The sequence below is a fragment of the Streptomyces sp. NBC_01433 genome (assembly GCF_026340105.1).
Lineage (GTDB): Bacteria > Actinomycetota > Actinomycetes > Streptomycetales > Streptomycetaceae > Streptomyces.
On sequence record NZ_JAPEPM010000001.1, the window covers coordinates 215,118 to 234,479 of the forward strand.

The window sequence follows — 19,362 nt, forward strand, 5'->3', positions numbered from 1 at the left end:
TCGGGTTCGGAAATGCCCGGAGGCCACCCCCCGGACCGGCACAGCGTGCCCTGCCGGTACTCGGCCGGGACACCAGAACCGTACCGGAACGGCCGGGGCCGATCGACGGAAATATGACCCGTCGACCGGCCCCGACTGTTGAGGTACGGATCAGCCGCGCGGCTTCTCGCGCATCTCGTACGTCGCGATGACGTCGTCGATCTTGATGTCGTTGAAGTTTCCGAGGTTGATACCGCCCTCGAAGCCTTCGCGGATCTCTGTGACGTCGTCCTTGAAGCGGCGCAGACCGGAGATGTTGAGGCTCTCCGCGATGACCTTGCCATCGCGCAGCAGGCGCGCCTTGGTGTTGCGCTTGACCTCGCCGGACCGGACCAGCACACCGGCGATGTTGCCCAGCTTGGACGAGCGGAAGATCTCGCGGATCTCCGCCGTACCGAGCTCGACCTCTTCGTACTCCGGCTTGAGCATGCCCTTGAGGGCCGCTTCGATCTCTTCGATCGCCTGGTAGATGACCGAGTAGTACCGGACGTCCACGCCTTCGCGCTCGGCCATCTGCGCGGCACGCCCTGCGGCGCGCACGTTGAAGCCGATCACGATGGCGTCGGAGCCGGTCGCCAGGTCGATGTCCGACTCGGTGACCGCACCCACACCGCGGTGCAGGACCCGGATGTCGACCTCTTCACCGACGTCGAGCTGGAGCAGCGAGGACTCAAGAGCCTCCACCGAACCGGACGCGTCGCCCTTGATGATGAGGTTGAGTTCCTGGACCAGACCGGCCTTGAGCGCCTCGTCCAGGTTCTCCAGGGAGAACCGGACACCCTTGCGGGCGAAGTTGGCGTTGCGCTCACGAGCGGCACGCTTCTCGGCAATCTGACGGGCCGTACGGTCCTCGTCGACGACCAGGAAGTTGTCGCCGGCGCCCGGGACGTTGGTGAGACCCAGCACGAGGACGGGGGTCGAGGGACCCGCTTCCTCGACGTTCTCGCCCTTGTCGTCGAGCATCGCGCGGACTCGGCCGTAGGCGTCGCCGACGACCATCGTGTCGCCGACCCGCAGCGTGCCTCGCTGGACCAGGACGGTCGCGACGGCACCGCGGCCGCGGTCGAGGTGGGACTCGATCGCAATACCCTGCGCGTCCTGCTCCGGGTTGGCCCGCAGGTCGAGCGAGGCGTCGGCGGTGAGGACGACGGCCTCCAGCAGTGCCTCGATGTTGAGGCCCTGCTTCGCGGAGATGTCGACGAACATCGTGTCGCCGCCGTACTCCTCGGCCACCAGACCGAACTCGGTGAGCTGACCGCGCACCTTGGTCGGGTCGGCACCCTCGACGTCGATCTTGTTGACCGCGACCACGATCGGCACCTCGGCCGCCTTGGCGTGGTTCAGCGCCTCGATCGTCTGGGGCATCACACCGTCGTTGGCCGCCACCACGAGGATCGCGATGTCGGTCGACTTCGCACCACGTGCACGCATGGCGGTGAACGCCTCGTGACCCGGGGTGTCGATGAAGGTGATCCGGCGGTCCTCGCCGTTGACCTCGGAGGAGACCTGGTACGCACCGATGTGCTGCGTGATACCGCCGGCCTCGCCCGCGACGACGTTCGTCTTGCGGATCGCGTCCAGCAGTCGGGTCTTACCGTGGTCGACGTGACCCATGACGGTCACGACCGGCGGACGGGAGACCAGGGCCTCTTCGCCGCCCTCGTCCTCGCCGAACTCGATGTCGAAGGACTCGAGCAGCTCGCGGTCCTCCTCCTCGGGGCTGACGATCTCCAGGACGTAGTTCATCTCGTCCGCGAGAAGCCGAAGCGTCTCGTCGGAGACGGACTGCGTGGCCGTGACCATCTCGCCGAGGTTCATCATCACGGCGACGAGCGACGCCGGGTTGGCGTTGATCTTCTCCGCGAAGTCGGTGAGCGAGGCACCGCGCGACAGCCGGACAGCCTGCCCGTTGCCGCGAGGCAGCATGACGCCGCCGACCGACGGGGCCTGCATGGCCTCGTACTCCTGGCGCCTCTGCCGCTTCGACTTGCGACCACGACGCGCCGGACCGCCGGGACGGCCGAACGCACCCTGTGTGCCACCACGGCCACCGGGGCCGCCGGGACGTCCACCGAAGCCGGGACGACCGCCGAAGCCGCCGCCACCACCGGGACGGCCTGCGCCGCCACCGCCACCGGGACCACCGGGACGACCGGCGAAGCCGCCGCCACCGCCACCGGGACCGGCCGGACGGCCTGCGAAGCCGCCGCCACCGGGACGGCCTGCGCCGCCACCGCCACCGGGACGACCGCCGCCGCCGCCACCGGGACCACGGCCACCGCCGGGGCCACCGCCGGGACGCGGGCCCGCAGCGGGACGCTGCGGCATCATGCCGGGGTTCGGACGGTTACCGGACGGGGCACCGCCCGGACGGGGAGCCTGCGGACGGGGCATGCCGCCGGGGCTCGGACGTGCGCCACCCTGACCCTGCGGGCGCGGGGCGCCACCGGGGCCGCCCTGCGGACGCGGGGCGCCGGGGCGCTCCTGACCGCCACCGGGGCGCGGGGCGCCACCGGGCCGGGGGGCCTGGGGACGCGCCATGCCGGTGGAGCCACCGGAGGTGAAGGGGTTGTTGCCCGGACGGGGACCCGCCGGACGTGCGCCACCGGGGCGCGGGGCACCCTGGCCTGCGGGACGCGCGGGGCGGTCGCCGCCACGCTCGCCACCGCGACCGCCGTCACGCTGACCGCCCTCGCGCTGACCACCGTCGCGGCCGCCGTCACGCTGACCGCCGGCCGGAGCCGGACGGGAGGCGGGACGCGGGCCGGGGGTGGCGCCTGCGGGGCGGGGGGCCTGCTGCTGCGCGGGCGCGGCCTGCTGGGCCGGAGCCGGTGCCGAGAACTCGGCAGCGGGGACCGGAGTCACCGGCGCGGGCTTGGGCGCGGGCTTCGGGCCCGGACGCGGCCCGGCCGACGGCGCGGAAGGCGCTGCCGGGGCGGTACTCGCGGGGGCGCTGCTCGCCGGGGCCTCGGCTGCGGCCGGCTTGGGGGCCGGGGCGCCGGGCTTCGGGCCGGCGGGACGTGCCGCGGCGGCCGGGGAGGGCGCTGCGGGCTTTACGGGCGCGGCCTTGCGGGGCGCGCCGGGCTTGGCAGCGGACTTGCCGGCGTTGCCGCCGGGCCCCTGCAGTGCGTCAGTCAACTTGCGTACAACCGGCGCCTCGATCGTCGAGGACGCCGAACGGACGAATTCACCGAGTTCTTGGAGCTTGGCCATGACGACCTTGCTCTCGACGCCGAACTCCTTGGCGAGTTCGTATACCCGGACCTTAGCCACTTCGCTCCTTTTAGGTCCGGGTTACCGCCGGACCGTCGCTACTTCATGGGCGTACTCATCGCGTACTCATCGAGTGCTCATCGCAATCTCGACCTACTTCCAACTCGCGAGGTACCTGACCGCACGGGGACCCGTGCCGTTCACTTTCCTACGGTGTCACCCGCTCGACGAACCGCTGCAGTGCGGCGGAGTCGAACGGCCCCTTGGCCTTGAAGGCCCGGGGGAATGCCCGGCGGCGAACCGCCAGGTCGAGACAGACAGATGCGGGGTGCACATAAGCACCCCGGCCGGGCAGCGTACCGCGTGGATCAGGGACGCATACTCCCTCGTCCACCACGATGCGCAACAGCTCGCTCTTGGCCACTCGCTCCCGGCATCCCACACAGGTTCGCTCGGGGCAAGCGCGGGCTTGCGTCCGGCCAGACACGTTTAAGTCTACCTCCCCGTACCGACCCCACCCGTTTGGGGCAAGAATCGAACGGATGTTGTCGTGATCTCAGCGGCTTGCCACCTAGATCTATTCCTTCGGGCAGGTCCGGGTCAACGCCTTTCCGAGCGCTCCCGGGCCCGCTCGGCCCGCTCGCGGTCGGCGATGTCGCGCTCGGCGTCCGTCTCGGTGTCCGGCCGGATGTCGATGCGCCAGCCGGTGAGACGGGCGGCGAGACGGGCGTTCTGCCCCTCCTTGCCGATCGCCAGCGACAGCTGGTAGTCCGGGACGGTGACCCGTGCGGACCTGGCACCGAGGTCCACGACCTCCACCTCGCTCACCCGGGCGGGCGACAGTGCGTTGGCGACCATCTCGGCCGGGTCGTCCGACCAGTCCACGATGTCGATCTTCTCGCCGTGCAGCTCGGCCATGACATTGCGCACACGGCCGCCCATCGGACCGATGCAGGCGCCCTTGGGATTGAGGCCGGAACGGGTCGAACGGACCGCGATCTTCGTGCGGTGGCCGGCCTCGCGGGCGATCGCGCAGATCTCGACGGAACCGTCGGCGATCTCCGGGACCTCCAGCGCGAAGAGCTTCTTCACCAGGTTGGGGTGGGTGCGCGACAGCGTCACGGACGGACCGCGCACGCCCTTCGCGACCCGTACGACGTACGTGCGAAGGCGCAGGCCGTGGGTGTACTCCTCGCCCGGCACCTGCTCCTGCACCGGCAGGATCGCTTCCATCTTGCCGATGTCGACCAGGACGTTCTTCGGGTCCTTGCCCTGCTGGACGACGCCGGTGACGACATCGCCCTCGTGGCCCGCGTACTCGCCGAAGGTCTTGTCGTCCTCCGCGTCGCGCAGCCGCTGCATGATGACCTGCTTGGCGGTGGACGCGGCGATACGGCCGAAGTCGGACGGGGTGTCGTCGAACTCCTTGGCCTCCTGGCCCTCTTCGAGGTCCGCCGGGTCCTCCTTCGCCCACACCGTGACGTGGCCGGAGTCGTCCAGCTTCACGCGTGCCCGGCGGTGGCTGTGGGGGGTGTGGTGGTACGCGATGAGGAGGGCCGATTCGATCGCCCCGACGAGCACCTCGAAGGGGATCTCCTTGCTCTGCGCCAAGCCCTTCAGAAGCTTCACATCGATGTCCACGGCTACGCCTCCTCTTCCTTCTTGTCCTTGCGGTTGAATTCGATCTCCACGCGCGCCTTGGCGATGTCGGCGAAGGCGACCCGGCGGGACGTGGGCTTGCGGCCCTTGACGCCCGGCACTTCGAGGTCGAGTCCTTCGTCGTCGACGGCCAGGATGCGGGCGACCAGCTCGTCGGCGCCCGCTTCGGCGGTCAGCTGGAACTTGGCCAGCCTGCCGGTGGCGCGTACGTAGTGGCGGTGCTCGGTCAGCGGGCGGTCGGCGCCCGGAGAGCTCACTTCGAGGACGTACTCGTCCTCGCCCATCGCGTCGGACTCGTCGAGCTTCTCGGAGATCTCGCGGCTCAGCTCGGCGCAGGTGTCGAGCTCCACGCCCTCGTCGGAATCCACGATGATCCGCAGCACGCGACGGCGGCCTGCCCGGGAAACCTCGATCTCTTCGAGATCCAGCTGCTTCGCGCTGACGAGTGGTTCGAGCAGTCCGCGCAGCCTCTCGCTCTGGGTGGTGCTCATCCGGGTGACTCCTCGGCCGCGTGTGCTGTTGTGGGGATCGTCGTGCGTCAGGTCAAAGGGTATCCGGTCCCGAGGGGTGTTGCCGTCCGCCGGCCCCGCCTCCCGCGGGTACGCTCGCCTGCGGTGATCACTTCAGGACAGATCCGGTCAGGACCGGTCCCGGCTCGAAGGAGAAAAGTGCGGCGCACGGGGACGACGCGCAGGGGGGCGCTCACCGCGACGGGGGCGCTGGCGGCGGGAGCGGTGCTGACCGGCTGCGGGGGCGACAGCGAAACCGAGGGCCGTGGGGGCACGGTGAGCGCCGCCGCGGTCCGGGCCGAGCGGACCCAACGGGCGACGGCCGCCCGGACCGGCGCCGAGCTGCTCGCCCGGTACGAGGACGTCGCCACGGCCCATCCGGCGACCGCGGCGGGGCTCGCGCCCCTGCGGGCGGCCGTGCGGGAACACGTGAAGGCCCTCCTGGAGGGCGCGGGGAAGGCGCAGTCGCTCTCCTTCGTCAGGACGCCCCCCGTGACCGACGCGAAGAGTGCGGTGAAGGAGCTGGCCGCGGCGGAACGGCGGGCCGCCGACGCGCACACCAAGGCGCTACTGACGGCGGAACCGGAGCTGGCCCGGCTGCTGGCCTCGGTCGCCGCGGCCGCCGCGGCCCACGCGTATCTGCTCACCGAACTGGCCAAGGAGACCTCGTCATGACCACGCAGGCCAGGAACGAGGACGGGCCCGCACCCGCCCTGACCGCCGCACAGGCCGCGCTCGCCGCCGAGCACGCCGCGGTGTACGGCTACGGGGCGCTGGGCGGCCGGGTCGCCGGGAGGCGGCGCGACGAGGCCAGGGCGGCGCACGACGGCCACCGGGCCCGCCGCGACGCGCTGGTGCGCACCGTGCGCGACCTGGGCGGTGCGCCGGTCGCGGCGGACGCCGCGTACGCTCTGCCGTTCGCGGTGGCGGACTCGGCGTCGGCGGTGCGGCTCGCCGCGGTGCTGGAGGACCGGATCGCCGGTGTCTACTCCGATCTCGTACGCGCCGCCGAGGGGCCGCTGCGGCGGGAGGCCGCGGGCGCCCTGCGCGAGGCCGCCGTGCGCGCGGCCCGCTGGCGGGGCAGCGGCGTAGCCTTTCCTGGGCTTGCCGAGCGGGCCACCGGCCGCGAACCGGCCGCGTCGGCGCCCGTGGAGGCCGCCGGGGCCGACGGGACGCACTGAAGAAGGCTCTGAAAGGGATCAAGGCACGTATGGGTTTCGAACCGCCGCAGCGTCTGGTGCGAGCGCTCGGCGAGATGTACGGGGACGCTGTCGCCGCCGACTGGCTCGGCCGGCTCCCCGCACTCACCGAAGAGGCACTGACCGGGAACGGACGGGAGCTGTCCGTCGAACGGGCGGTCGCCCCCGGTGGACGCAGCGGCCTGGTGCTGCTGGTGCGAAGGCCCGACGGAACCCCGGCCGTGCTGAAGATCGCCCCGCCCGCGGCCGGGCCCGAACACGAACGGGCGGCGCTGGCCCACTGGAACGGCTGGGGCGCGGTACAGCTCCTGGACCTTCCCGGCACCGGCCCGGCACCGGCCGGCGGGCTGCTGCTGGAGCGGCTGCACCACGAGGTGTCGCTGCGTTCGCTGCCGGAGGCGAAGGCCCTGCTGGAGGCGGCGGGCACGGTGCGACGGCTGTGGGTCGAACCGCCCGCCGGGCACGCTTTCGAGACGGTCGCCGAGCGGACCGCCCGTCAGGCGGGCCCGATGCGGGCCGCCGCCGAGGCGGACCCGGTGCTGGCCCCGCTCGTCTCCGCGGCCCTGGCCGCTCGCGAGGAGTTGGTCGCCCACTCCCCCGAACTCCTGCTGCTGCACGGCAACTTCCGGCAGAGCAAGGTGCTGTCGGGTGAGCGCGCGCCGTGGCTGACCGTCGGCCCGGAGCCGCTGGTGGGTGAGCGTGCCTATGACCTGGCGCGGCTGGTGCGCGACCGGGTGGAGGATCTGATCGCCTCGCCCGGCGGCCCCGTGACGGCCCGCCGGAGGGTCAAGAAGCTCGCGGAGTCGCTGGACGTGGAGCAGGAACGGCTGCACGGCTGGACGCTGTTCCGGGCGGTGGAGTCGGGAACCCGGGCGCTGTCCGAGGGACGGCGGCAGACGGGCGAGCTGACGCTGGAGTTCGCGGGGTGGCTGTAGGCACCCACCCGGCAGGGCACTGACCGAAGGCGAACTGACCGAAGGCGAACTGACCGACGGTGAGCTGACCGACGGTGAGCCCTGGCCCCGATGCCTTGTTGGCCGACGGTGAGCCCTGCTTCCGATGCCTTGCCTGCCGACGGAGTCCTGGCCCCGCTGCCGCCCGATCGCTGCGAAAAGCCCCCGCGCACCTGAGGTGCGCGGGGGCTTTCGTCGTCCGTGCGGGCGGTCGGATCAGCCCTGGTCGGCGATGAGGCGGGCGATCGCCTCGTCGACGGTCAGCTCCTCGCGCTCGCCGGTGCGGCGGTCCTTCAGTTCCAGGACGCCCTCGGCGGAGCGGCGGCCCGCGACCAGGATCTTCGGTACGCCGATCAGCTCGGCGTCGGTGAACTTCACGCCGGGCGAGACGCCCGCGCGGTCGTCGACCATGACCCGGACACCCGCCGCGTTGAGCTTCTCGGAGACGTCGAGGGCCAGCTCCGTCTGGAGGGCCTTGCCCGCGGCGACCACGTGGACGTCGGCCGGGGCGATCTCGCGGGGCCAGCACAGGCCCTTGTCGTCGGCGGTCTGCTCGGCGAGCGCGGCCACCGCACGGGAGACGCCGATGCCGTAGGAGCCCATCGTGACCCGGACCGGCTTGCCCTGCTGGCCGAGCACGTCGAGCTGGAAGGCGTCGGCGAACTTGCGGCCGAGCTGGAAGATGTGGCCGATCTCGATGGCCCGGTCCAGCTGGAGGCCGGTGCCGCAGTTGGGGCAGGGGTCGCCCGCCTCGACCACGACGACGTCGAGGTAGTCGTCGACCTCGAAGTCGCGGCCCGCGACGACGTTCTTCGCGTGGGTGCCGGGCTTGTTCGCGCCGGTGATCCAGGCGGTGCCCGCGGCGATGCGGGGGTCGGCGATGTAGCGGACCTTCTCCAGACCCTGCGGGCCGACGTAGCCGCGTACCAGGTCGGGGCGGTCCACGAAGTCCTCGGCGGTGACCAGCTCGACAACGGCCGGGGCCAGGTGCTCGCCGAGCTTGCCCAGGTCGACCTCGCGGTCACCGGGGACGCCCACGGCGACGATCTCGCCGTCGACCTTGACCAGGAGGTTCTTCAGCGTGGCGGAGGCCGGGACGCCGAGGTGGGCGGCCAGGGTCTCGATGGTCGGGGTGTCGGGGGTGTCCAGCTCCGCGACGGGGCCGGTCGCGGAGCTGTCGACGGTGGTGGCCTTGAAGGTCACGGCCTCCGTGTTGGCGGCGTAGTCGCAGGCGGGACAGTCGACGAAGGTGTCCTCACCGGCGGGGGCGGGGGCGAGGAACTCCTCGGACGCGGAGCCGCCCATGGCACCGGAGACGGCGGAGACGATGCGGTGGTCGAGGCCGAGGCGCTCGAAGATCCGGATGTAGGCGTCGCGGTGCAGCTGGTACGACTCGGCCAGACCCTCGTCGGTGGTGTCGAAGGAGTACGAGTCCTTCATCTGGAACTCGCGGCCACGCAGCACACCGGCGCGGGGGCGGGCCTCGTCGCGGTACTTGGTCTGGATCTGGTAGAGGATCACGGGCAGGTCCTTGTAGGACGAGCACATGTCCTTGACGACCTGGGTGAAGATCTCCTCGTGCGTGGGGCCGAGCAGATAGTCGGCACCCTTGCGGTCCTTCAGCTTGAAGAGCAGGTCGCCGTACTCCTCGTACCGCCCGCTGGCGTCGTACGCCTCCTTGGGCAGCAGCGCGGGCAGCAGGACCTCCTGGCCGCCGATGGCGTCCATCTCCTCGCGGACGACGCGGGTGATGTTGTCCAGGACCTTCTTGCCCAGCGGCAGCCAGGACCAGATGCCGGCGGCGGTGCGACGTACGTATCCGGCCCGGACGAGCAGCTTGTGGTTGAGCGTCTCGGCGTCCGCCGGGTCGTCGCGCAGTGTCTTGATCATCAATCGGGACATGCGCTGGACCTGGGCCATGGTGAACTCCTGCTCGGAAGGGTGGTGTGGCCGAGGTTAGCCGGGCGGCCCGTGCGGGCGGAAATCGATTCAGTCCGGGCGGCGCAGCGGCAGGGGTGCTCCCATCACCGCGTACGGCAGCGGAGCGCTCGGGAAGACCACCTGACGGGCCAGGTCCTGGTAGCCCAGCGCGCGGTACAGACCGCGCGCCGGGCTCTCCGTGTCGATCGCGGAGAGGATGGAGCGGGGGTGGTCGACGGCGTCCGTGATCGTGGTGATCAGGGCCCGGCCGATACCGCGCTGCTGCTGGTCCGGGTGGACATGGAGCTCGGTGATCACGAACGAGTCGTCGAGCCAGCCGTCGGAGCCGGTGGCCCGGAGATAGGGCTCGACGACGGTGGACCACCAGTGGGTCCGGCTGTTGGGCAGGCCGTAGACGAAGCCGACGAGCCGGCCGGTGGGGGTGGTGGCGCCGAGGGCCCGCGCGAAGGGATGGTCCAGGTGTCTGAGGACGATGTGGCGGCGCACGTCGATCTCGTCCTGGCTGAGACCGAAGGCGACGGCCTGGACGAGCAGGGCTTCGTCGACCCGTGCGGCCAGATCGAGCGGACCGATCACGATGCCGGGGATTCCGGGGCCGTTCCCGGGGACTGCTGCTGCCATGCGCGAACCCTACTGTCCCGGTCGCACGGTCAGAACAGCACGCTCATGAAGGCGCCGACCTCGCGGAAGCCGACGCGGCTGTAGGCCTTGCGTGCGGGGGTGTTGTAGTCGTTCACGTACAGGCTGACGACCGGTGCCACATCGGCCAGCGCATGGGCCAGGACGGCCGCCATGCCCGTCTCGGAGAGGCCGCGGCCACGGAATTCGGGAGCGACCCAGACGCCCTGGATCTGGCAGGCCTGGGTGGTGGCGGCGCCGATCTCCGCCTTGAAGAGGACCTTGCCGTCCTCGATACGGGCGAAGGAGCGGCCGGAGCCGATCAGCTCGGCGACGCGTGCCTGGTAGAGGAGCCCGCCGTCGCCCGCCAGCGGGGAGATCCCGACCTCCTCCGTGAACATCGCCACGCAGGCCGGCATCACGATGTCCATCTCGTCCTTGCGGATGCGGCGTACGAAGGGGTCGGGCGCCACATCGGCGGACAGGCTCTCGGTGACCATCAGCGGCTGGTTGGCCCGGACCTCGCGGGCGGGGCCCCAGCCGGGTTCCAGCAGGCGCCACAGCTGGGCGGTGGGCTCGGCGGGGCCGACGATCGAGGAGCAGCGGCGGCCTGCCCTGCGGGCGCGGTCGGCGAAGGCCCTGATGGCTTCCGGTCCGGCGCAGACGGGGACGAGATTGGCGCCGGAGTAGCAGAGCGAGCGCAGCCTGCCGTCGGCGTACCAGCCCCACATCTCGCCACCGAGGCGCCAGGGATCGAGCCCGGCGACCTGTACGCGCGAGGTCACAAAGGCATTGGCCACGGGCTCGCTCTCCAGGATGGCGAGCGCGGCACCGAGGTCGCTGGGTTCGAGGACCCGGGTGGTGGTCTGCGTCAACACGAGGGGGCCTCACCATACGGTCTGCTGATTTCCGCACTGTACCGAACAAGGCTGTGGGGCGCCGCCCGCATGCGGGTACGGGGCCGGGCGGTGCTCCGGACACGGGCCCTCCCGGGAACGGCCGCGCCCCGCCGGACACGGGGTCCGGCGGGGCGCGGCAGGGGGAGAGAGGTACGGGTCAGCTGATGGAGACCTCGGGTTCGCCGGACGGGATGCCGTCCTTCTCCATCTGCTCGGCGATCTTCAGGGCTTCTTCGATGAGGGTCTCGACGATCTTCGATTCCGGCACGGTCTTGATGACCTCGCCCTTCACGAAGATCTGGCCCTTGCCGTTCCCGGAGGCCACACCGAGGTCCGCCTCACGGGCCTCGCCGGGACCGTTGACGACACAGCCCATCACGGCGACCCGCAGCGGGACCTCCATGCCCTCAAGACCGGCGCTGACCTGGTCCGCCAGCTTGTACACATCCACCTGCGCCCGGCCGCACGACGGGCACGACACGATCTCCAGCCGCCGCTGCTTCAGGTTCAGTGCTTCGAGGATCTGCAGGCCGACCTTGACCTCCTCGACCGGCGGCGCCGACAGGGACACCCGGATCGTGTCCCCGATGCCCTCCGAGAGCAGCGCGCCGAACGCGACGGCCGACTTGATCGTGCCCTGGAACGCCGGGCCCGCCTCCGTCACACCGAGGTGCAGCGGGTAGTCGCTCTGCGCGGCCAGCTGCCGGTAGGCGTTGACCATGACGACCGGGTCGTTGTGCTTCACCGAGATCTTGATGTCGCCGAAGCCGTGCTCCTCGAAGAGCGACGCCTCCCACAGCGCGGACTCCACCAGGGCCTCGGGGGTGGCCTTGCCGTACTTCTTCAGCAGCCGCGCGTCCAGCGAGCCCGCGTTCACGCCGATCCGGATCGGCGTACCCGCGTCACCGGCCGCCTTCGCGATCTCCTTGACCTTGTCGTCGAACTGCTTGATGTTGCCCGGGTTCACCCGGACCGCCGCGCAGCCCGCGTCGATCGCCGCGAAGACGTACTTCGGCTGGAAGTGGATGTCCGCGATGACCGGGAGCTGCGACTTCCGCGCGATCGTCGCCAGCGCGTCGGCGTCGTCCTGCGTCGGGCAGGCCACCCGCACGATCTGGCAGCCGGAGGCCGTCAGCTCGGCGATCTGCTGGAGCGTCGCGCCGATGTCCGACGTACGCGTCGTCGTCATCGACTGCACGGACACGGGTGCGTCCCCGCCGACCGCGACCGATCCGACCTGGATCTTTCGACTGACCCTTCGGTCGGCGAGCTTGGTCGGAACGGCCGGCATTCCGAGAGAAATCGCAGTCATGCGCTGAGCATCCCCAAGGTGTGGATCAAGGTGCGGATCAAGGTGGTTCAGGGTCCCGGGATCGGCGGGCCCCGGCCTTCGAGGTTACGGCACCGGAGCCGGGTGGGACGCATCACGTCGCCAGGGCAATCCGGTGACGGCCCGCCGGACACCCTGTGTGTGTCCGGCGGCCACCTGAGCGACTGCCTGGGCGGAAGGTGCGGATGGGACGGACGGTGCGGTCAGGAGATCTTCACCGGGTTCACGATGTCGGCGACCAGGACGAGCAGGGTGAAGCAGATGAAGACCCCCGCGACGACATAGGCGACCGGCATCAGCTTCGCCACGTCGAACGGGCCCGGGTCGGGCCGCTTGAAGACCTTGGCCACATTGCGGCGTACGGCCTCCCACAGGGCGCCCGCGATGTGTCCGCCGTCCAGCGGGAGCAGCGGGAGCATGTTGAACAGGAACAGCGAGAGGTTGAATCCGGCCAGCAGGAACAGCATCATCGCGATCTGGTTCTGCGCCGGGACGTCCAGCGTCATCACCTCGCCGCCGATCCTGGCCGCGCCGACCACCCCGACCGGGGAGTCGTCGGCGCGAGCGCCGTCGCCGAAGGCCGCGTCCCACAGATCCGGGATCTTGGAGGGCAGGGCGATCATCGAGTGGACGCCGTTCTCCATCATGTCGCCCATGCGGACGACCGAGTCGCCGAAGGAGAGCGGCACGATCTCGGACTGCGCGGCGAAGCCCAGGTAGCCCGCCTTGACGTACTGGTCGGGCACGACCTCGCCGTCGGAGTTCTTCTTCGCCACGGCGTTCTCGCGCAGCACCGCGTGCAGGGTCACTTCCTGACCGTCGCGCCGCACGGTGAGCGTGGCGGGGCCGATGGTCTCGCGGATGCGGTCGGAGAGCGTCGCCCAGTCGTCGACCTTCTTGCCGTCGAAGGCGACGATCCGGTCGCCCTTCCGCAGTCCGGCGGCCTGCGCCGGTGAGACGGGGTCGGACTTCTCGCAGGTGTCGCGTTTGTCGCTCTGCGAGATCACGCACTTCTGGACGCCCGCGACCTCGGTGGTCTGGGTCTGGAAGCCGAAGGTCATCGCCACGCCGAGGAAGATCGCGATCGCCAGGACCAGGTTCATGAACGGTCCGGCGAACATCACGATGACGCGCTTCCACGGCTTGCGCGTGTAGAAGAGCCGCGTCTCGTCGCCCGGTTCGAGCTCTTCGAAGGCGGCGGACCTGGCGTCCTCGATCATGCCCCGCCAGGGCGAGGTGGAGCGCGCTTCGATGCGGCCGTCCGGTCCGGGCGGGAACATGCCGATCATGCGGATGTAGCCGCCCGCCGGGATGGCCTTGATCCCGTACTCGGTGTCGCCCTTCTTGCGCGACCAGACGGTCGGGCCGAAGCCGACCATGTACTGCGGTACCCGGATGCCGAAGAGTTTGGCGGTCGAGAGGTGTCCCAGCTCGTGCCAGGCGATCGAGAACAACAGGCCCACGGCGAAGATGACGATCCCCAGGATCGTCAACAGGATCGTGGTCAGACTCATGCGCGCGCCTCCGCTGTCGCTTTCGCCGAGAGTTCCCGGGCCCGGGCACGGGCCCAGGTCTCCGCATCGAGGACGTCCGCGACCGTCAGCGAAGTTCCCGGGGCAGGGGTGCCGTGTTCGGACACCACAGCGGTGACCGTATCCATGATTCCGTTGAAGGGCAGCCGTCCTGCCAGGAATGCGTCCACGCACTCCTCGTTCGCGGCGTTGAAGACCGCGGGCGCGGTGCCACCGAGCGTACCGACGTGCCTGGCGAGTCCGACGGACGGGAAAGCCTCGTTGTCCAGGGGGTGGAACTCCCAGCTGGACGCCTTCGACCAGTCGAAGGCCGGTGCGGCGTCCGGGACGCGCTGCGGCCAGCCGAGGCCGATGGCGATCGGCCCGCGCATGTCCGGCGGGGTGGCCTGGGCGAGCGTGGAGCCGTCGGTGAACTCCACCATGGAATGGACGTACGACTGGGGGTGGACCACGACCTCGATCCGGTCGAACGGAATGTCGTAGAGGAGATGTGCCTCGATGACCTCCAGTCCCTTGTTGACCAGGGTCGCGGAGTTGATCGTGATGACCGGGCCCATGGCCCAGGTCGGGTGGGCGAGGGCCTGTTCCCGGGTGACATCGGCCAGATCGCTCCGCGTACGTCCCCGGAAGGGGCCGCCGGAGGCGGTGACGACGAGCTTGCGGACATCGGCGCGGGTCCCGGCGGCCAGCGCCTGGAAGAGCGCGGCGTGCTCGGAGTCGACCGGAATGATCTGGCCGGGGGCGGCGAGGGCCTTCACCAGCGGGCCGCCGACGATCAGCGACTCCTTGTTGGCGAGGGCGAGCGTGCGGCCCGCCTTCAGGGCGGCGAGGGTCGGGGCGAGCCCGATGGAGCCGGTGATCCCGTTCAGCACGGTGTGGCAGTCGCTCGCGGCGAGCCGGGTGGCCGCGTCGGGTCCGGCCAGGATCTCGGGGAGGGGCTCGCCGGCCCCGTACCGCTCCCGCAGTGCCTCGCGCAGGGCCGGTACCGCGTCCTCGGCGGCGACCGCCACCGTACGCACCCGCAGTTTCCGCGCCTGCTCGGCGAGGAGGGCGACCCGGCCGCCCGCGGCCGAGAGCGCGGTGACGCGGAAGCGGTCGGGGTTGCGCAGCACCAGGTCGATGGCCTGGGTGCCGATGGACCCGGTGGAGCCGAGGATCACGAGATCCCGGCGTCCTTCAACGGCGTCGAAGACGAGATGCGGGTCGGCGAGGGGGGCAGGGCTGTCGCTCATGCCCCCCATTGTTGCCGCTTCACCTGTGCGGTCGGACAGTGCGTCCCGATCCGCTGCGCGCGGCGCGGAAATTCTGCTACGCGCCCGCCGTACGCCCCTCCACGGCCGCGGGGCGTGGAGCCGGACCGGAGCAGGTCCTGGAGCCGGGCCTGAGCGGACCGTGGAGCCGGGCCTGAGCGGACCGCCGGGGCCGGCGGGACCCGGCGGTCCGGCGGCGGGAGGTCAGACGGGGGTCTCGATGCCGAACCTCAGCCGCAGCTGTTCCATGTCGTGGCGGTCGCGTTCGGACGGTTCGTACCCCTGGTGGAACACCGCCTGCTGCTCGGCCGAGATGCAGCGCACCTCGGTTCCCCCGATGGTGCCGGTGACGAAGCACTCGGCCGGGTAGTGGTAGGGCTCAGCGGGGTCGAGCGAGGACTGGAGCGCGGAGCCGTCGGGAGCGAACTCCACCGGGTGCAGGTCGATTTCGAGCCCCGAGGGGTGGCTGAGGACGAAGCGAACGGGACGCCAGTCCAGTGTCTCGGTGTAACCGGCCGCCGTCAGAGCCGCGACGACCGCGGGCTCCTGGTCGCGGTGGCGCAGCAGGTCGGCATCGCGGTGTTCACGGGTCTGCTCGCCGAGCAGGGCATCGACGCCCCAGCCTCCGGCGAGCACCACCTCGGTGCCCGCGCGGCGCAGCAGTTCGAGGATGGCCAGAAGGTCGTCACGGGACATCATCGACGCGAGGCTAGCCGCCCACGGCCGACGGGGCCGGTCATTTTCGCTCCGCCGCGAACCCGGCGAAGGTCTCGTGGAACTCCGGGAACGTCTTGCGTACGCAGCCGGGGTCGTCGTACGTCAGACCCGGCGTCCGCAGTCCGGCGACCGCGAACGACATGACGACGCGGTGGTCGCCGTGGGTGGCGATCTCGGTGGGGCGGGGGATGCCGGGGTGGATCTCGATCCAGTCGTGCCCCGTGTGGACGGTGATGCCCATGCGGCGCAGGTTCTCGGCACACGCCTCCAGCCGGTCGCACTCCTTGACCCGGGTGTTGGCGACGTCCTCGATCCGTACCGGCGCGTCCGCGAAGGGGGCGATGGCGGCCAGGGTCGGCATCGTGTCGGAGATGTCGCGCATGTTGACGGTGAGCCCGCGCAGGGTGCCGTCGGAGCGAACGGTGGTGGCGTCGGCCGTGGTGCGGACCTCGGCGCCCATCCGGCGCAGGACGTCGACGAAGCGCAGGTCGCCCTGGAGTGCTCCGGTGCCGAGCCCGGGGACGGTGACCTCACGGCCCGAGAGGGCCGCCGCGGCGAAGAAGTAGCTCGCGGTGGAGGCGTCGGGTTCGACGCCGTAGGCGGTGGCCCGGTAGCCGCCGGGCGGGACGGTGAAGGTGTTCCCCTCCCTGGCGACCTCGGCCCCGAAGGCGCGCATCATCGCGAGGGTGATCTCGATGTACGGCGCCGAGACCAGCTCGGTGACCTCGATGCGCAGGCCCTCGGCGGTGAGCGGGCCGAGCATCAGCAGGGCGGTGAGGTACTGGGACGACTCCCCCGCGTCCAGGGTCAGCTCGCCGCCCCTGACGCCACCGGCGTGGATGCGCAGCGGGTGGTGGCCCTCGGCCTCGTCGTGCCGCAGGTCCACACCGAGGGTGCGCAGCGCCCCGGTGAGCGGGGCGAGCGGCCGGCGGCGCATCTGCGCGGAGGCGTCGAAGCGGTAGGTGCCCCCGGCGGCGGCGGAGACGAGCGTCGGCAGGAAGCGGGCGGTGGTGGCTCCGTCGCGGCAGTGGACGTCGGCGTCGGTGGCGGCGGGTCCGGCCGGGCGGCCCTCGATGTGCCAGCGGTCCGGCTCCCGGGTGACCGCGTATCCGAGGCGCGTCAGCCCTTCGGCGAAGCCCTCGGTGTCGTCCGAACGCAGGGGGCGCACGAGGGTGGTGATGCCGTCCGCCGCGGCGGCCAGGAACAGGGCGCGCGCGGTGACGGACTTGGAGCCGGGGATGTGGATGACGGTCACGGTCCCCCATCCTGCCGTGCGCCGGGCAGCCGGGCGGGGCGCGTCCACTCGCTGGACGCGCCCCGCACGTACCTCGCTCGGCGGACCGTCCCTCAGCCGATCGGCCGGTGGAGGTTCTCCTTCGTGGACGCTCCCGGTGCGGCGTCGGCGATCCAGGGGCCGTCGCCGCTCGGGTCGACGATGCCCTCCTCCAGCCAGGTGTACCTCCCGGCCAGCACGCCGTCGACCACCCGGCGGTCGAGGTCGTCGGTGTTGGACCAGAGGCGGGTGAAGAGCGCCTCGACCCGGATCCGGGACTGGTGGCAGAAGACGTCGGCGAGCTGGTACGCCTCGCGGCCGTGCTCACCCCCGGTCCGCAGGAGTTCGGCGCGCACGCAGGCGGCGCTCATCGCGAAGAGTTCGGCGCCGATGTCGACGATCCGGCCGAGGAAGCCCTGCTTGGTCTCCATACGGCCCTGCCAGCGGGACATCGCGTAGAACGTGGACCGGGCCAGTTTGCGGGCGGAGCGTTCGACGAAGCGCAGGTGGGTGGCGAGGTCGGGGTGGCCGGCGGGGTGGAATTCACCGTACGTACGCGGGAGTTGGCCCGCCCCGGTGACCAGCCCCGGGAGCCAGCGGGCGTAGAACCCGGCGGCGTTCGCACCCGCCTTCGCCTTGGCCGACAGTGGCTTGTCCGGGTCGATGATGTCGCCCGCGACCTTCAGATGGGCGTCGACGGCCTCACGGGCGATCAGCAGATGCATGATCTCGGTGGAGCCCTCGAAGATCCGGTTGATGCGCATGTCGCGGAGCAGTTGCTCGGCGGGGACGGCGCGTTCGCCGCGGGCGGCGAGGGACTCGGCGGTCTCGAAGCCGCGCCCGCCGCGGATCTGTACCAGTTCGTCGGCGATCAGCCAGCCCATCTCGGAGCCGTACAGCTTGGCGAGGGCGGCTTCGATCCGGATGTCGTTGCGGTTCTCGTCGGCCATCTGGGAGGAGAGGTCGACGACGGCCTCCAGCGCGAAGGTGGTGGCGGCGATGAAGGAGATCTTCGCGCCGACCGCCTCGTGCCGGGCGACCGGCCTGCCCCACTGTTCGCGTACGGCCGACCATTCGCGGGCGATCTTCAGGCACCACTTCCCGGCGCCGACGCACATCGCGGGCAGCGAGAGGCGGCCGGTGTTGAGCGTGGTGAGGGCGATCTTGAGACCGGCGCCCTCGGGGCCGATCCGGTTGGCGGCGGGGACGCGGACGCGGTGGAAGCGGGTCACGCCGTTCTCGATGCCGCGCAGCCCCATGAAGGCGTTGCGGTTCTCCACGGTGATGCCGGGGGCGTCCGCCTCGACGATGAACGCGGTGATGCCGCCCCGGTGCCCCTCGGACTCGGGAACCCGGGCCATGACGACCAGCAGATCGGCGACGACCCCGTTGGTGGTCCACAGCTTCACGCCGTCCAGGACGTAGTCGTCCCCGTCCGGTACGGCGGAGGTCGCGAGCCGGGCCGGGTCGGAGCCGACATCGGGTTCGGTGAGGAGGAAGGCCGAGATGTCGGTGCGGGCCAGCCGGGGCAGGAAGGTGTCCTTCTGCTCCTGGGTGCCGAAGATCTTCAGCGGCTGCGGTACGCCGATCGACTGATGGGCGGAGAGCAGGGCGCCGAGCGAGGGGTTGGCCGAGCCGACGAGGGAGAGCGCCTTGTTGTAGTACACCTGGGTGAGGCCGAGCCCGCCGTACTTCGTGTCGATCTTCATGCCGAGCGCGCCGAGTTCCTTGAGCCCGTTGACCACCTCGTCGGGGATCTTCGCCTCGCGCTCGATCAGGGCGCTGTCGACCCTCGTCTCGCAGAACGTGCGCAGCCGGGCCAGGAACTCCTCGCCGCGCCGGACGTCGTCCGGGGGCGGCAAGGGGTGCGGGTGGATCAGGTCGAGCCGGAAGCGGCCCAGGAAGAGTTCCTTGGCGAAGCTGGGCCGGTGCCAGTCCTGCTCGCGGGCGGCCTCGGCCACCCGGCGCGCTTCCCGCTCGGTGACTTTGGGGACCTGGGACGTGTGGGGTGGGGCGGACATGAGGAGCTCACCTCGCCGCGTGGGGGACCGATGGACCGTACGTACCGATTTCGATGGGTACTTCTTGTCCGTATGTACCTGATCCCGGCGGTGCGCACCACCCCTGCGGCGGGCAGCACGACCGGCCGGAGCCCCCGCACAGTGGGTTCCGGCCGGTCGCTTCGCCCCGCCCGCCGTCGTGCTGTCCAGGCGGAATGCGGGCGGGTCGT

Annotated in this window: 16 protein-coding genes; 3 read left to right on the top strand and 13 right to left on the bottom strand. The window is 71.1% G+C overall.

The window, feature by feature from the left end:
* Positions 1–150 precede the first annotated feature (150 nt).
* The 4 genes from infB to rimP form a co-directional block, all read right to left on the bottom strand.
* Positions 151–3,312, bottom strand: coding sequence for a translation initiation factor IF-2 (infB, locus tag OG413_RS00850; protein WP_266802364.1), 3,162 nt, complete (start codon positions 3,310–3,312; stop codon positions 151–153).
* A gap of 148 nt (positions 3,313–3,460) precedes the next feature.
* Positions 3,461–3,739, bottom strand: a complete 279-nt coding sequence (locus OG413_RS00855; protein WP_266802365.1) for a YlxR family protein — start codon at positions 3,737–3,739, stop codon at positions 3,461–3,463.
* Positions 3,740–3,852: 113 nt separating this feature from the next.
* Positions 3,853–4,893, bottom strand: a complete 1,041-nt coding sequence (gene nusA, locus OG413_RS00860) for a transcription termination factor NusA (protein ID WP_073726694.1) — start codon at positions 4,891–4,893, stop codon at positions 3,853–3,855.
* Positions 4,894–4,895: 2 nt separating this feature from the next.
* Positions 4,896–5,402, bottom strand: coding sequence for a ribosome maturation factor RimP (gene rimP / locus OG413_RS00865; protein ID WP_266802366.1), 507 nt, complete (start codon positions 5,400–5,402; stop codon positions 4,896–4,898).
* Between the two features lie 177 nt (positions 5,403–5,579).
* On the opposite strand from rimP, the gene OG413_RS00870 reads away from it, so the two are divergent.
* From OG413_RS00870 to OG413_RS00880, 3 genes are read left to right on the top strand one after another with little or no spacing between them, the layout of a single operon-like run.
* On the top strand, positions 5,580–6,095 hold the full coding sequence (locus tag OG413_RS00870) for a hypothetical protein (RefSeq protein WP_266802367.1): 516 nt from the start codon (positions 5,580–5,582) through the stop codon (positions 6,093–6,095).
* A complete protein-coding gene (locus OG413_RS00875) occupies positions 6,092–6,601 on the top strand; it encodes a ferritin-like domain-containing protein (RefSeq protein WP_266802368.1) in 510 nt (169 codons plus the stop codon). The genes OG413_RS00870 and OG413_RS00875 overlap by 4 nt, the downstream gene beginning before the upstream one ends.
* 29 nt (positions 6,602–6,630) lie before the next feature.
* Entirely contained in the window at positions 6,631–7,554 is a 924-nt protein-coding gene (locus OG413_RS00880; RefSeq protein WP_266802369.1) for an aminoglycoside phosphotransferase family protein, read from the top strand.
* Between the two features lie 234 nt (positions 7,555–7,788).
* Here the strand turns inward: OG413_RS00880 and OG413_RS00885 are convergent, their stop codons facing one another.
* From OG413_RS00885 to OG413_RS00925, 9 genes are all read right to left on the bottom strand, one after another.
* Complete coding sequence (locus OG413_RS00885; RefSeq protein WP_266802370.1) at positions 7,789–9,492, bottom strand: proline--tRNA ligase; 1,704 nt, start codon at positions 9,490–9,492, stop codon at positions 7,789–7,791.
* Positions 9,493–9,561: 69 nt separating this feature from the next.
* Complete coding sequence (locus OG413_RS00890; RefSeq protein ID WP_266802371.1) at positions 9,562–10,134, bottom strand: GNAT family N-acetyltransferase; 573 nt, start codon at positions 10,132–10,134, stop codon at positions 9,562–9,564.
* Positions 10,135–10,163: 29 nt separating this feature from the next.
* Positions 10,164–11,006 carry a GNAT family N-acetyltransferase gene (locus tag OG413_RS00895; protein WP_266809794.1) on the bottom strand — a complete coding sequence of 281 codons (843 nt, stop codon included), beginning with the start codon at positions 11,004–11,006 and terminating at the stop codon, positions 10,164–10,166.
* Positions 11,007–11,187: 181 nt separating this feature from the next.
* Positions 11,188–12,342, bottom strand: coding sequence for a flavodoxin-dependent (E)-4-hydroxy-3-methylbut-2-enyl-diphosphate synthase (ispG, locus tag OG413_RS00900; protein WP_073726742.1), 1,155 nt, complete (start codon positions 12,340–12,342; stop codon positions 11,188–11,190).
* A 221-nt stretch (positions 12,343–12,563) separates the two neighbouring features.
* Complete coding sequence (locus tag OG413_RS00905; RefSeq protein WP_266802372.1) at positions 12,564–13,874, bottom strand: RIP metalloprotease; 1,311 nt, start codon at positions 13,872–13,874, stop codon at positions 12,564–12,566.
* Positions 13,871–15,124: a 1-deoxy-D-xylulose-5-phosphate reductoisomerase gene (gene dxr, locus OG413_RS00910; protein ID WP_266802373.1), complete on the bottom strand. Its 1,254-nt coding sequence runs from the start codon at positions 15,122–15,124 to the stop codon at positions 13,871–13,873. The genes OG413_RS00905 and dxr overlap by 4 nt, the downstream gene beginning before the upstream one ends.
* A gap of 222 nt (positions 15,125–15,346) precedes the next feature.
* A complete protein-coding gene (locus OG413_RS00915) occupies positions 15,347–15,841 on the bottom strand; it encodes a nucleotidyltransferase family protein (RefSeq protein ID WP_266802374.1) in 495 nt (164 codons plus the stop codon).
* A 37-nt stretch (positions 15,842–15,878) separates the two neighbouring features.
* Positions 15,879–17,114 carry a 3-phosphoshikimate 1-carboxyvinyltransferase gene (gene aroA / locus OG413_RS00920; RefSeq protein ID WP_266802375.1) on the bottom strand — a complete coding sequence of 412 codons (1,236 nt, stop codon included), beginning with the start codon at positions 17,112–17,114 and terminating at the stop codon, positions 15,879–15,881.
* Between the two features lie 92 nt (positions 17,115–17,206).
* Positions 17,207–19,153, bottom strand: coding sequence for an acyl-CoA dehydrogenase family protein (locus tag OG413_RS00925; RefSeq protein ID WP_266802376.1), 1,947 nt, complete (start codon positions 19,151–19,153; stop codon positions 17,207–17,209).
* Between the last annotated feature and the right edge of the window lie 209 nt (positions 19,154–19,362).